Annotated in this window: 8 protein-coding genes; 6 read left to right on the forward strand and 2 right to left on the reverse strand. The window is 57.2% G+C overall.

Going from position 1 to position 14,508, the window contains the following annotated elements; all coding sequences use genetic code 11:
- Positions 1–15: 15 nt before the first annotated feature.
- Together LIW51_RS16740 and LIW51_RS16745 are read right to left on the reverse strand one after the other, a co-directional pair.
- Complete coding sequence (locus tag LIW51_RS16740; protein ID WP_227377612.1) at positions 16–1,278, reverse strand: mandelate racemase/muconate lactonizing enzyme family protein; 1,263 nt, start codon at positions 1,276–1,278, stop codon at positions 16–18.
- Between the two features lie 107 nt (positions 1,279–1,385).
- Positions 1,386–3,656: a glycoside hydrolase family 3 N-terminal domain-containing protein gene (locus LIW51_RS16745; protein ID WP_227377613.1), complete on the reverse strand. Its 2,271-nt coding sequence runs from the start codon at positions 3,654–3,656 to the stop codon at positions 1,386–1,388.
- A gap of 243 nt (positions 3,657–3,899) precedes the next feature.
- Here LIW51_RS16745 and LIW51_RS16750 point away from each other — a divergent pair, with 243 nt between their 5' ends.
- From LIW51_RS16750 to LIW51_RS16775, 6 genes are all read left to right on the forward strand, one after another.
- The gene (locus tag LIW51_RS16750; protein WP_227377614.1) at positions 3,900–6,122 is read left to right on the forward strand and encodes a glycoside hydrolase family 31 protein; all 2,223 of its coding nucleotides are present in this window, start codon (positions 3,900–3,902) and stop codon (positions 6,120–6,122) included.
- A gap of 80 nt (positions 6,123–6,202) precedes the next feature.
- Positions 6,203–7,333: an ABC transporter ATP-binding protein gene (locus LIW51_RS16755; RefSeq protein WP_227377615.1), complete on the forward strand. Its 1,131-nt coding sequence runs from the start codon at positions 6,203–6,205 to the stop codon at positions 7,331–7,333.
- Between the two features lie 55 nt (positions 7,334–7,388).
- Positions 7,389–8,168, forward strand: a complete 780-nt coding sequence (locus LIW51_RS16760) for an IclR family transcriptional regulator (RefSeq protein WP_227377616.1) — start codon at positions 7,389–7,391, stop codon at positions 8,166–8,168.
- A 1,299-nt stretch (positions 8,169–9,467) separates the two neighbouring features.
- Entirely contained in the window at positions 9,468–10,487 is a 1,020-nt protein-coding gene (locus LIW51_RS16765; RefSeq protein ID WP_227377617.1) for an LLM class flavin-dependent oxidoreductase, read from the forward strand.
- A 42-nt stretch (positions 10,488–10,529) separates the two neighbouring features.
- The gene (locus LIW51_RS16770) at positions 10,530–12,281 is read left to right on the forward strand and encodes a hydantoinase B/oxoprolinase family protein (RefSeq protein WP_227377618.1); all 1,752 of its coding nucleotides are present in this window, start codon (positions 10,530–10,532) and stop codon (positions 12,279–12,281) included.
- Positions 12,278–14,308: a hydantoinase/oxoprolinase family protein gene (locus LIW51_RS16775; RefSeq protein WP_227377619.1), complete on the forward strand. Its 2,031-nt coding sequence runs from the start codon at positions 12,278–12,280 to the stop codon at positions 14,306–14,308. Before LIW51_RS16770 ends, LIW51_RS16775 begins: the two co-directional genes overlap by 4 nt.
- The last annotated feature ends 200 nt before the right edge of the window (positions 14,309–14,508 follow it).

Here is a 14,508-nt window from a genome sequence, read left to right on the forward strand (position 1 = left end):
TCGAATGGCGTCAGCTTAGACGATGAGTTCCGAGTCGTCGGTCAGGTATTCTCGACATAGGTCACGGTTAAGCCGAACACCCAGCCCAGGACCCTCTGGAAGATCGATATAGCCATCTTCGAGGATCGGCCCGCTCCCCTCGACACGTGTGACCATGTCGTTCCACCACGGGACATCCCTAGAGTGGTATTCCATCATCAGGAAGTTTGGAATCGACGCCGAGGCATGGGCACCAGCAATGGTTCCAAGCGGACTCGAGATATTGTGTGAGGCGACGGGAATACCGTGTAAGTCACAGATCATGGCAATTTTGCGATACTCACCGAGGCCGCCACACTTGTTCACGTCTGGAGCGGCGATGTCGAAAATGCCCTTTCGCGCAGCCTTGTTGAACTGGTGTGGTTTAACGAGATTTTCACCGGTCAAAACCGGCAAATCGAGTGCATCAGTGACGCGTTTCTGAGCTTCGAATTTCTCAGGGGGAATAGGGTCCTCAAGGAAGGCTAGGTCGAATGGTTCGAGTTTCTTGCCGAGGCGGATGGCCGTCTCGACGGTGAAGTTCCAGTGAAGGTCCATCCCGAGGTCGATATCGTAGCCGATCTCGTTCCGAACAGCTTCGACGAGACGTACCTTGTGCTTGATGGCCTCGTTGTCCATCCGTCGGTTGGCCTCGTCATACGATCGATGGGTCGGTACATCGAGATCGAGTTTCAGCGCCTCAAAGCCCTCGTCGACGACCTCACGAGCGGCTCGTGCGTACGACTCCGGCGTATAGACTTCTGTCGGGTCGTAGGCCGTTGCCTCGCCGAGGGACTCCCCGCCGTGGGTGTCACAGTAGATTTTGATTTTGTCGCGGTACTTCCCGCCCAGCAGTTCGTAAACAGGGACGTCGAACACTTTTCCCTTGATGTCGTAGCAGGCGGTCTCGATCGCGGTGAACGCGGCCTGCCCGACGCGGCCCGTGGCGGTGTAGCGCTGTTCGAGAAGTTCGACGATTCGGTCTGTGTCGAGTGGATTCTCGCCCTCAAGGTCGATCGACATCCGACTGGCCATATCAAGCGCAGCCTCAGCACGAAAGGTTTCACCCAGCCCATAGACGTCTGAATCAGTTTCGATCTTGACGATGCCCCACGTGAAATTTCCGGCGATAGCCATCGTCTTCACGTCAGTAATCTTGATATCTCGATCGGGAGTGCGATGCGATTCATCCATGCCCATGTCCCGCCAGGGTACGCCGCCACCCTGCGGAATACGGTACTCTGGTTCGTCCTCGTGCATTAACTAGCCGATGCATGAAAGCTCGAATAAAGTTTGTGGTATGTTTCCCCCACTCATTGGAATGGGCAGGTGTCGTTCATCGATTGCGATCGCCGACGATGGACCCGTCACCGCCCGACGGTACTGTCCGAAAACGCGATTGGCGACGATGGCGGTGTCGGCTCCCCCACTACCTCGACCGTTTCACGCAGCCGGATATCAGCCGTAGAGCGACCGATCTGCAGTTCGAATGACCCCGGTTCGATCATCCACTCGGCGTCACGATCGACGAGTGCAAGAGCGTCAACAGGCAGCGAGAACGAAATCCGTCGCCGTTCGCCGGGCGACAGCGAGAGTCGAGAGAAGCCCCGGAGTTCCCGAACTGGGCGCGTCACGCTAGCTTCGAGATCGCGAACGTAGAGTTGGACCACCTCGATACCGGGCCGTTTGCCGGTGTTTTCAACCTCGAGAGAGAAGTTGATCGATCTGGCCATTGAAACCGTCTTCGTTTCGAGGTCGAGCTCGCTATACTCGAATGTTGTGTAGCTCTCCCCGTGACCGAACGGATACCACGGGTCAGCGGCTTCGTCGACGTAGTGCTGGTCGGCCGATAGTGCCGTTCGACAGTATTGGACGGGGAGCTGACCGACCGCCCGTGGAATTGATACAGGGAGCCGCCCAGAGGCGTCGACGTCCCCGAACAGCACATCTGCAATTGCTAATCCGCCAGCCTGTCCTGGAAGCCAAGCCTCGAGGATAGCACTAGGTGCATCGAATCTACTGTCGAGCGAGAGTGGCCGACCGTTGATGAGCACCACGACAACTGGCGTCCCGGTTTCGGCAACTGCCTCGAGGAGTGCGTGCTGGTGGCCCGGCAACCCAAGGCTCGTCCGGTCGAGTCCTTCCCCGGCGGTGCCGGTCGCTTCCCGTTCGACGTCGATGCCGGATCGACCGCCGACACAGGCAACGACGACATCGACTGCGTCGGCGGCAGCCCGAGTCGCATCAAATTCGTGTGACTCGAAATTGGCCGGATCGTCCTCGGCCTTCACGCTACAGCCCTGTTCGTAGCGGACCGCTTCCTGTCCCAGTCGATTGCGGATGGCGGCGAGTGGCGTGATCACTTCGAGGCCGTCCTCGTCGGATTCTGCCGCCGCGTAGGTGTAGTTGCCAAAGAGATGGCGTGGTGCATCCGCATTGGGTCCTACGATCGCGACAGTTGCCTCATCGGCGAGCGGGAGCGTCCCATCGTTTTCCAGGAGGACAAGCGATTCTCGAGCAGCGTTCCGAGCGAGACGATGTTGCTTGTCGGTATCGAAGATCTTACTAGCACGTTCAGGCTCCGGTACCGCTGAGTCGAACAGACCGAGACGGGATTTTTGCTCAAGATGACGACGAACTGCTTGATCCACGAACGCCTTGTCAATCCGCTTCTCACGGACTGCCTCAACGAGCGATGCACCGAAGCATTCACGCTCGGGCAGTTCAACGTCGATACCGGCACGTAGCGCGGTTACACCTGCACTCGCGTGATCGGGCACCACATGATGGTCGTCACAGAGGAGTTCGATCCCACGACCGTCCGAGACGACCGTACCATCGAACCCCCATTCCTCGCGGAGGATTCCTGTAAGGAGGCGATTGTCAGCGTGGCAGGGCACCCCGTCGACGGCGTGGTAGGCGGCCATAATCGATTCGACACCGCCTCGCTCGACCGCTGCCCGAAACGGTCGAAGATCATTCTGTTTGAGTGTGCGAAGCGATCCGGTCACAGGGGCACGGTTTCGGCCGCCTTCGGGGCGGCCGTGGCCAGCGAAGTGCTTGGCGGTTGCGAGGACCGAGTCCCAACTCCCCGCCTGGAACCCCTCGATTGCGGCGAGTCCCATGCAAGCCACGAGGTATGGATCCTCGCCGTAGGTCTCCTCGATCCGTCCCCACCGCGGATCCAGCCCAATATCGAGCACCGGCGCGAGCGTCGCCTGACAGCCTACCGCCTGGAGCTGTCCCGATATCTCATCAGTCACCTGCTCGACCAATGTCAGATTCCATGTGCTCGCCATCCCGATACTCTGTGGGAAGGCAGTGCCGCGCCGGCCGGCATAGCCACAGAGCGCCTCTTCCCGGAAAATCGCCGGAATTCCTGGACGTGTATCCGCTTCGAGAAACTTCTGTATGTCACGGACCACGCGCGCGAGTGCCGTCGGATCGAGATGGCTCTCGCGGCCGACGCGCGTGACGCGTCCGATACCGTGTGGAATCGTCTTGAGGGCACGTTCCCGAGAGAATTCCCCGTTCTCGAGGAGCGATCCAATCCGAACTGTGCCAAGTTGGGCCACCTTCTCCTCGAGGGAGAGGTCTGCGAGAAGCGAGGTAACTAGTTCCGTGTTCGTCGTTTGCATGGATAGTTGATGCAAATATATTGGTGAATATGTATAAATAGATCGTGGCTAGCGATAGATTTGTGATTCAAACCGACACTTCGACAAGGTAGTTTTATTACTCAAAGCCCACCACTCCCGATATCGATGAAACGTGAGCGACTGACGGTTTCGGCGGTCGAATCATACGATCTTGAGGATAGGACTGTTCGACTGGAATGTTCAGTCGAGGGGCCTCCTGAGGCTACTGAACGGACTTGGCCAGTGACTCTTCAATTCTACGACGATCGAACCTTTCGCTTTGAACTCAAGACAAATCCCGAGGTTCCCTGCGATCGACCGTATCCAAAGTACGACGAGTCGGCCCTCGAAGAGACCATCTCCCTCACGGCAGCGGAACGCGACGGTGCCCTTCATCTCGCCACTGACGCTCTCACCGTTGTCATTGGTCTTGAGAAGTGGCGCTTCCACGTCGAAGGCGAAGACGGCGTCGTCTTCACCGAACAGCACGAGGATATCGATGTCTTCGGGGAAGACCGTGTCGCTCCACTCGGCGGCGTTCAGGAGCAAATCAACCACAACCCGCGACGGATTGCGGAAACGGGGACCGGATTCCGGTTGGCGCCTGATGAGAAGTTTTACGGCGTCGGAGAGCAATTCATGGAATTCGACCGGCGGGGTCGAACGATTGAGGCTTGGCATGAGGAACCTCTCGGCACCGAAACCGAACGCGCTTACAAGAACATCCCATTCCATCTCTCGACCAATGGGTATGGCCTCCTCGTGGATACGACCGCCAGAGTGACGTACGATTTCGGCACCGAATCGACCGCCAGTGGTACTATTTCAGTCGACGACGATCAGTTCGCATTTATCTTTTTCTATGGTCCATCATTGAAGGAAATTGTCCGCCAATATACTGCTTTCACCGGTCGCCCGAGCCGGCCGCCCAAGTGGAGTTTCGGAACGTGGATGTCCCGGCTTGGCTACGAATCGCGGGCCGAACTCGAGGAGATAGCTGATCGACTCCGCAAGGAGGAGATTCCCTGTGATATCTTGCACTTGGACCCGTTCTGGATGCCCCCCGGCGAGTCCTGCACCCTCGAGTGGGACACCGATCAGTTCCCCAATCCCGAGGAGATGATTACGAACCTGCGCGAGCGGAACTTCAGACTCTCTCTGTGGGAACACCCGCACGTTCCCGTCGGCACGGATGCGTTTCTCGAAGGGGTACAGAATGGGTACTTCGTCGCCGACGGAACCGGAAAGCCGTATGTGATGGATCATACTTGTCAAGGGGAGTATCGAGGCTCTCTGGTCGACTTCACGAATCCAGATGCCGTGGAGTGGTGGAAAGAGAAACACCGGCGACTCCTCGAGATGGGCGTTGCGGTGTTCAAGACAGATTACGGCGAGTACGTCCCCGAGGATGCCCTCTTCGATAACGGAACGAGTGGACGGGTGATGCATAATCTCTATCCATACCTGTATAATCAGGCAGTCTACGAGACGGTCGGCGAAGTCAACGGTAACCAGGAGGCCCTCGTCTGGGGTCGTGCCGCCTGGACTGGAAGCCAACAATTCCCGATGCACTGGGGCGGCGACCCGCAAACCTCCTGGAACGGGATGGCCGCGGCACTCCGAGGTGGCTTGTCCGCCTCCCTCTCGGGAATTGCCTTCTGGAGTCACGACATCGGCGGCTTCCGTGGCACCCCGAGCGACGACCTCTACGTCAGATGGGCGCAGTTCGGTCTGCTCTCAAGCAATAGCCGATGTCACGGGACGACGCCACGGGAACCCTGGGTCTTCGGCGAGAAAGCTCTCGACATCTTCCGCACGTATGCGCAACTTCGCTACCGATTGCTCCCGTATCTCTACACCTACGCCGAAGTCGCCACTCGAACCGGTCTCCCTGAGGTCCGGCCACTCGTACTTGAATACCAAGACGACCCGCGAACTCACCGACTCGACACCCAATACCTCATTGGCGAAGATCTGCTCGTGGCTCCCGTCTTCGAGTCCGAGACGACCCGAAATGTCTACCTTCCGCGGGGCGAGTGGCGCCACCTCTGGGATGGTGAGCGCTACGACGGCGAACAAACTGTCGCCATCGAGTGCCCACTCAAGACAATGCCGATTTTCGTCCGTGCAGGCAGCGTCATCCCCCAACAGGAACCGACCCAATTCGTTCAGCCGGGGACGCCAGAGGACCTTATCCTACAGGTCACTCTCGAGGACGGGACAGCACATGGACGCTACTACGACGAGACAGCGGACCGACTTGAGATGGTGTCTATCAAGACGAACGAACAGACCCTCCAGGTAGAGGTTCCATTGCTTTCGGCCACCCGCCTTGAGTTCGAGATCGTGGATGCCGACGACTTCTCAGAGATTGTTATCAACGGCGACGCCCTATCATATACCGAAGCCGACCCAGAACTGGGCGAGTGGACGCGTTCAGCGGGGTCGCTTGTAGCGGTGATATAACAACCCACCGCCGCACTCTGTCATACCGAGGCAAGGAATTTAATACCGAGGCCTTAGACACTATAGGCAAGACTGCAACCATGGGAAAACTCGAGTTGAACGATTTGACGAAGGTGTTCGGTGATGGCGAATCCAACATCATCGCCGTCGACGGATTGAATGTCACAATAGAGAACGGGGACTTTCTCGTCCTCGTTGGACCCTCTGGGTGTGGGAAATCGACGACGCTTCGATGTATCGCTGGACTGGAGCGTACAACCAGCGGCGAAATACGGCTCGACGGTCGGAATATCACCGATGCCAAACCGAAAGATCGGGACATGGCGATGGTGTTCCAAAACTACGCGCTGTATCCGCATATGACGGTTCGAAAAAACATTGGATACGGACTGAAGATAACGACGAATCTTTCGGACGGTGAAATCACCGAACGAGTCGAGTCGACGGCGGAACTGCTCGAGATCAGTGATCTTCTCGACCAGAAACCAAAGGAACTCTCAGGCGGACAGCAGCAACGCGTCGCGCTTGGGCGAGCCATCATCCGTGAGCCTGAGGTGTTCCTCATGGACGAGCCTCTTTCCAATCTCGACGCGAAGCTCCGAACCCAGATGCGGACGGAAATCCAGCAGCTCCAGCAGGACATGGACATTACCACGATTTACGTCACCCACGACCAGACAGAGGCGATGACCATGGGTGATCGCATTGCCATCCTCAATAACGGACAACTGCAGCAAATCGGCACGCCACTCGAATGTTACCATCAACCTGATAATCAGTTCGTTGCGGGTTTCATCGGCTCACCATCCATGAATTTCCTCTCGACAACTCGTGAGGAGGGCCGGTTAATCAACGACGCATTCGAGCTTAAACTTTCTGAGGAGACGCTGTCACTGCTCGAGGGAACACCTGACCAATTGACACTCGGCATTCGCCCAGAGCACATCGAACTGACCGACGGAACTCAGCCGGATGCCATCGTAACGCAGGTCGCTGTTGTGGAACCGATGGGGGAGGTGACTTACGCCTATATCGAAATTGGTGATGAGACCTATACTCTCAGTGTCGACGGCGAAACCCGTATCGGCGCTGGAGACGATATTGCCGTCGTCTTCCCGGAGGAAAAGATTCACCTGTTCGATAGCCGGTCTGGCGAGGCAATCAAGAATAGTACGTTGACCGATTCCATCGAGCCAGCGCAGCAGTTGTAGCGGATCCGTTTGGTGATTGCAAACAATTAAGTTGCTTGTTTAGGTATAGCTCGCTATGAACAACCAATCGACACCGTCCGAAGGTGGCCGGCGGATACAGGCGGTGGCAACCACGTGTGACCTGTTGAATGTTCTTCGAGAGCTAGACGGTGCAGGGGTCTCCGAACTCGCTCGAGAGACCGACTACTCGAAGGCGACAGTCCACTCCCATCTGGCGACGCTCTTAGATAATGAGTTCGTGGTCAAGCGAGAGAACCACTACGAGATTAGCCTCAAGTTCGTCGATTTTGGCGAGTTCGCGAAAAACGGCGTTGCGATTCACGACATCGCTGCACAGGAAGTCAATAAGCTTGCCGAACAGACCGGGGAAGTCGCACAGTTCATGGTTGAAGAGCACGGCCGTGGTGTATATTTACATAAGGCCCGTGGCGAAAATGCGATTCGGACCGCCTCGTATACAGGAGAACGAAAGGATCTCCATTGCACCGCGCTGGGAAAAGCGATTCTAGCTCAGTTCTCCCGTGAGCACGTCGAGGAGATAATCGACGGCCAGGGGATGCCCGCACACACTGAGAACACGATCACGACTCGGGAGGAATTATTTGACAATTTGGAGATAATTCGCCAAGAAAATGTCGCCTATGACGACGAAGAGGTGTTATCTGGACTCCGATGCATTGCGGCACCAATCGGCTATAAGAACGGAGATATTCAGGGTGCGATCAGTATCTCCGGGCCTACCAGTCGGTTTAAAGGGAAACGGTTCCGTGAAGAGTTGGCAGAAACTGTCCGAAGCGCGGCAAACGTAATCGAAGTGAATTCAGTTCACGTCTGACTTTTTGCTTCTCGCAAACGAAATCACAGCAGATGTAAAGTGATGCGATGAGGAAAATCTCGGGATAGACTGCCTTTCTATGGATATTCTCGGTGAATACGTGTTAGAGTTGAAAAGATCGATACGCGTTCGTTGTGTTTGCAATCACCAAACACACGTCCGGGATGAACAAACAGAAACATGGCGCATTGCGGTGACAAACGATCCGATTGAGACGTTTCAAGCAATCAGGATTACAACTATAGGTTTGTAATCCATCATGGACAAAATACTGTGGTTACCATCGGACAATCCGCGAAACCTACTGAGTGGACCTAAGACGGTAAATTCTAATTCGATAGCAGGGAGGATCATTCCGACATCGTCATCACGAAGCATGAGAAGAACTGAACGCTGTTGTGGACGCGTCGTCAGTTGGAATAATAATGTGAGCGATTTTAATGGTACGAACACCTTCTCGATGGCGGTGACTGATTGGAGTGAAATTTACGTTCTTGAGCGCGATTGGTGGTTGGAGTAGTCGGCTATTGTGAGCTTCTTTTTGTGTGCTGGACCAATCCAGGCCCACCGGCCATTCCGTCGTTCTCGACCACCATTTCGGCGGCCGGCAGCCACGACTATCATAGCGGTCGCTATCGAACAGTAGAGTGAACAGAAAATGACTATTCAACGAATATTGATATAATCTGTTAATATCGATCATGTACTAGTGAATTGGATTGACTGTAATATAAACATATGCAAGCCAACAGTCCACTGGTCGCGTCACTGATCGGGTCAGCATACAGGTGTTAGCGTGAATCTCGTCGTTCTCGGCGGTGGTGTCAACGTGCTCAGACACATCAACATTAAAGATAAACTGTTCTATATGTACGTGTTTCTCTGCCGCCTTGGCATTCACGTTCTGCAAGTAATTTGGTATTCTTGGTCTTTAAGAATTGCATTTTGAAGGCTAATGCCGGGTATACACTCATTCAGTGCTAAAATTAGGTATTCGATTGGAAGCCGAAGATCGCACCAACGACAATGCAAAAAAAAATCTCCGTCGATTAATTCGACATAGGAATTGAGACCATCGTACTCGCCATCTGTTACTATTCTCACGCCGTATTTACATATATCGTCTGTTTTTCAAATGATTTATTTTATATATTCTTATATTATATGTATTTAATATAGTATTAATTCTGCCATGGAAATGCATATCAAACTAATTCAAATCAACCCCACCTCCTCGATTCGTTTCCAAATTTTTTACCAGACAATACACTTTTACCGTGTGTCCCCGCTTACATTGACATGAACCTCGGCTTCTCGCCGATTCAGGGCGACCACCACTACGACGAGCTACTCGAGGAGGTCCAGTATGCCGAGGCGAACGGGCTCGACTCGGTCTTCCTCCAAGAACACCACGAGGCGTCGGTCGATCAGTATTGGTCGGACCCGCTCTCGGTACTCCAGGGGGTCGCAACCGTCACCGACGAGATCGACCTCGGGACAGCCATTCTGCTGCTCCCACTGTACGACCCCATTCGACTCGCTGAGCGTGGTGCGATCCTCGACGGGCTCTCCGACGGCAGGTTCGTCCTTGGCGCGGCGGTCGGCTACCGCCCCCGCGAGTTTGAGCTCTTCGAAGTCGACCGGGACCGACGTGGCGAGATATACGAAGAGTACCTCACGCTCGTCTCTCGCTTATGGCGCGAGGAGCGGGTGAGCTTCGACGGTGAGTTCCGAAGCGTCGACGAGTTCCAGTGTACGCCGCGGCCGGCGTCGTCCCCACGACCCCGCATCTGGGTCGGTGGTTATCACGACGTCGTCCTCGACCGGACCGCCAGGCTTCGCTCGCAGGGAGTCGTCGACTGCTGGTTCCCGGGCACGCAGCCGGACCGGGAGGGCCTCGCCGCGCGACGCGACACATTCGACGACATGCTCGCAGACCGAGGCGTCCCCCCCGACGACGTCGACCAACCACTGTTCCGGGACGGCATCGTCGCCGAGACGACGGAGGAGGCGGTCGACCTTGCCCAGGAGCATCTCGTCTCGGGCTATGAAAAACAGTACAAGGACCGGGGACACGAGGCTTCGGAGCGCGGCGACCTCGGCCACGACGTCATCCACGATGACTACGACCCGCACGATCTCATCGAGAACCGGTTCATCGTCGGCACCCCCGACGACTGGGTCGAGGAGCTCCACGCGTACGAGGAGGAGCTCGGCGCTGACCATGTCGTCACTCGCATCTACTTTGAGGGGATGTCCCATGAGGATATGATGCACCAGCTTGATCTCCTCTGTTCAGAGGTTGCTCCAAGGGTGTAGCGCACCACAGATTTATCACTGCTGCCCAAGAGCAAACAGCCGATGCCAACCGCAGGGGAGCTAGAGATATTTCGACACTCACTGAAGAGTATCGTCGAGGAGATGGGCGTGACGTTACAGCGGACCGCCTACTCGACCAACATCAAGATTCGACGCGATCACACCTGCGCGATATTCGACTCAAACCTCCGGCACATCGCCCAGCACGACATCGCCCCACAGCACGTCGGGTCGATGGTTTCTGTCGTCCCGCAGAACATGCGCGAGCGAGTGGGTGATCTCGAACCCGGCGACGGAATTCTTATCAACGATCCGTACCGGGGAGCCGTTCACCTGCCAGACGTGATGGTCATCTCACCGCTGTTCCACGATGGCGAAATCGCCGGCTATGCGGCGAACTCAGCGCACCACGTCGACATCGGCGGGTCGACACCCGGTGGGATTCCGAATGATAGTACCGAGCTGTTCGCAGAAGGGCTCATCATGCCCGGTGTCAGGGCGATTCGAGACTGGGAGTTCGACGAGGAGATGTTAAACCTGATCACGCGAAATGTCCGGGGATCCGACATGCGCCTCGGCGACTACCGCGCACAACTGGCCGCGAACAAGATCGGCGAGGAGCGCCTGAGTAACCTGTTTGACGAGTACGGCGCCGACGCGATAGACGAGTACCTCGACGAGTTACTGGACTACACGGAGCGGCGCGTTCGGGCGGCTATCTCTGATCTGCCTAATGGAACGTATCAGGCCGAAGACTACATGGACGGCGACGGTGTCGTCGACGAACCTGTCCTGTTAGATCTCATGCTCGAGGTTGACGACGACGAGATGACCATCGACTTCACAGGGACAGCGGAGCAGAACACGGGTCCGCTCAACTGCACGCCCGCGATGGCATTCGCTGGGTCGATGGCGGTCATCATGGCCCTGCTTGGCGAAGACCTGCCAAAGAATGAGGGGTTCTACCGACCGTTCGAGACTATCACGCCTGAAGGGACGATGGTCAATCCCGTCGATGACGCCCCCGTTGCCGGCGGATGGGAGATAGCGATGCGTGCTGGCGACCTCGTGACGAAGGCGATGGCCGACGCCCTTCCCGAGGAGACGGTCGCCGCGACGAAAGGTATCGTCTGCAACATTGCCTACGGCGGACGCGACCCGCGGGACGACGAGAAGTACGTCTACTATGAAACGGTGGCAGGCGGCTACGGCGCTCGCGCCGAGAAAGACGGCATGGAGGCCGTTCAGACCCACTTCCAGAACACCGCAAACAGCCCCATCGAAGAGTTGGAATCCGAGATACCCCTCTATGTCCGCAAGTACGAGTTGATTCAGAACTCCGCGGGTGCGGGGCGTACGCGCGGGGGAATGGGCGTGCGGCGCGATATGGAGTTCTACGATCAATCGGCTTCCTTTTCGCTGCTCACCGACCGCGCCAAGTCCAAACCGTGGGGACTCTTCGGCGGTAAAAGCGGCTTCGCGGCACAATACATTATCAACCCGGATGGCGACGACCCGACGACAGTGAGTTCGAAATCCACGACACAACTCGAACCGAACGACGTCGCGAGCGTACAGACGCCAGGGGGCGGTGGGTACGGGGATCCTCTGGAGCGACCGCCCGAGAAAGTGCTCGAAGATGTGATAAACGAGAAGGTGAGCGTGGAGGTGGCCCACGAGGAGTATGGCGTCGTGGTCGACCACGAGCGCCGGGCAGTCGACGAGGTCGCGACCGAGGAGAAACGCGCTGAGTTGGCCGAGACCGCCGCAACTAATGGGGATACGGAGGAATGAGCTACCGAATCGGGGTCGATACAGGCGGTACATTCACGGATGTCGTCGTCTACGACGCGGAGTCGGGCGAGGTTCGTATCACCAAGACCCCATCGACGCCGCCAGACTTCGACCGGGGCGTCCTCAACGGTATCGACAAGATCACCGACCAAACCGACCTCTTGGGAAGTGACCTTTCGTTCCTCAGTCACGGGACGACCGTCGGCACGAACGCGGTCCTCGAAAACGAAATTCCCGATCTCGGACTCATCACCAACGAGGGGCTCCGAGACGTCCTCGAGATCGGCGACCAGACGCGGCCTGAACTCTACAATCTGCAGACAGACAAACCGCCGCACCTCGTGCCTCGGTACCTCCGCAAGGAGGTACCGGGGCGCATCGATTCGCAGGGCAACGTCGTCGACGAACTCGATGAGGATACCGTCGAAGCAGTCGTCGACGACCTCCTCAAGGAGGACATTGACTCCATCGTCGTCTCGATGCTATTTTCCTATCTCAACACCTCGCAGGAGGAGCGCGTGGGCGAGATCATTGAGAAACGGGCGCCCAAGATGGATTACGCGCTCTCCTCGGACGTCCACCCGGAGATCCGCGAGTACAACCGGACGATCACGACGGTGCTTAATGAAGCGATCAAGTCGACCGTCCAGGACTATTTCAGCCGACTTGACGACGGCATCGAGGAACGCGGCATCGGCGTGCCCCTCAACGTAATGCACTCTGGTGGCGGTATCTTCAGTACGTCGCAAGCGACCGACCGCGCCATCCGGACGGTACTCTCCGGACCGGCAGCTGGCGCCGTGGCGACCAAGAGCGTCAGCGAACAAGAGGGCTACGACGACGCCATCGGCATGGACATGGGCGGGACGAGCGCTGACGTAAGCCTCGTTCGAGACAGAGAACTCGTCCGGTCGACGGAGGGCGAGATCAACAACCTGCCGGTGAAAACCCCGATGATCGATATCAACACAGTCGGCGCCGGCGGCGGGTCCATCGCGTGGATCGACGAGGGCGGCGCGCTCCGCGTTGGGCCCAAGAGCGCCGGCGCGGACCCCGGGCCCATCTGTTACGGCGGCGGCGGCGAACAGCCGACGCTCACCGACGCCAACCTGCTACTCGGCCGGCTCAACCCCGAAAGTTTCCTAGATGGCGAAATGGAGTTGGCCGTACAGCACACTCGGGACATTTTCGAGGAGAAGATTGGTGAGCCGCTCGGACAAACAATCGAAGAGGCGGCACTCAGCGTCATCAAGGTAGCCAACGCCAGTCTAGCCAGGGAGATTCGCCGCGTGACCGTCGAACGTGGGAACGACCCAGCCGACTTCGTGCTCGTCTCATTCGGCGGCGCTGGGCCGCTCCAGGCACCTGCCGCCGCCGCGGAGATGGACATGGAGACGGTCGTCGTCCCCCGCAACCCCGGCGTCTTCTCCGCTCGGGGGCTGCTCATCGCGGATATTCGTGTCGACGAGTCTCACGCCTATCGGAGCGAGAGTCTAAACGCGGACGAAATACAGACTCAGCTTGATGAACTTGAGTCCGATCTCGCCGATCGCCTCGACGAACAAGGCTTCGGTCTCGATGAGGCGCGAGTTAATCGGTCGGTCGACGTCCGGTACAAGGGACAGGCCTACGAACTCACGGTTTCCGTACCAGACGGTGGCGTCGACGAGGCCACACTTGATACGATCGCGGAGGCGTTCCACGAGAAGCACGCGCGGCTCTACGGTCACGCCATGCGCAACGAGCCGCTTGAGGCGGTCACATTGCGGGTCGACGGGAGTGTCTCCACGGCGCCACTCGAGGACGTTCTCGCTCGGAGCGATCAGGACGCGTATCAGGGTGAGCGCGACGTCTACTTCGCCGACTTGGGATACGTCTCGACCGAAATATACGACCGGAACGCACTCGGCCCGGGCGAGACGGTTACCGGCCCGGCCGTTCTGGAGGAAAACGGCTCGACATCCATCATCCCGCCGGAGACAATGGCCGAAATATCCGAATCCGGGTCCGTCATCATCACGCTATAAGGTGGACCGAGAGTTCCGTTTAGACGGCGTTCTACGACCGAGGGCCGTGGCTGTCGTGACGTTGCGTTTCTTATGACCGATTCCGACCTGCCCTCATGGCCCAGGTTTCATGTTACGCCTACGATGAAATGCGTTAATTTATCGACCATAATCGATGTCACTGCGCGGGACCAACATGGGTCACCATCGACGCGAGCGAC

It is taken from the genome of Haladaptatus halobius (genome assembly GCF_020618475.1).
GTDB classification, from domain to species: domain Archaea; phylum Halobacteriota; class Halobacteria; order Halobacteriales; family Haladaptataceae; genus Haladaptatus; species Haladaptatus halobius.

What these genes read in the sequence shown, in the direction of transcription:
- LIW51_RS16740 (WP_227377612.1), bottom strand. Translation starts at nt 1,278, where the DNA reads ATGCACGAGGACGAACCAGAGTACCGTATTCCGCAGGGTGGCGGCGTA.
- LIW51_RS16760 (WP_227377616.1), top strand. Translation starts at nt 7,389, where the DNA reads ATGAACAACCAATCGACACCGTCCGAAGGTGGCCGGCGGATACAGGCG.
- LIW51_RS16755 (WP_227377615.1), top strand. Translation starts at nt 6,203, where the DNA reads ATGGGAAAACTCGAGTTGAACGATTTGACGAAGGTGTTCGGTGATGGC.
- LIW51_RS16770 (WP_227377618.1), top strand. Translation starts at nt 10,530, where the DNA reads ATGCCAACCGCAGGGGAGCTAGAGATATTTCGACACTCACTGAAGAGT.
- LIW51_RS16745 (WP_227377613.1), bottom strand. Translation starts at nt 3,656, where the DNA reads ATGCAAACGACGAACACGGAACTAGTTACCTCGCTTCTCGCAGACCTC.
- LIW51_RS16765 (WP_227377617.1), top strand. Translation starts at nt 9,468, where the DNA reads ATGAACCTCGGCTTCTCGCCGATTCAGGGCGACCACCACTACGACGAG.
- LIW51_RS16775 (WP_227377619.1), top strand. Translation starts at nt 12,278, where the DNA reads ATGAGCTACCGAATCGGGGTCGATACAGGCGGTACATTCACGGATGTC.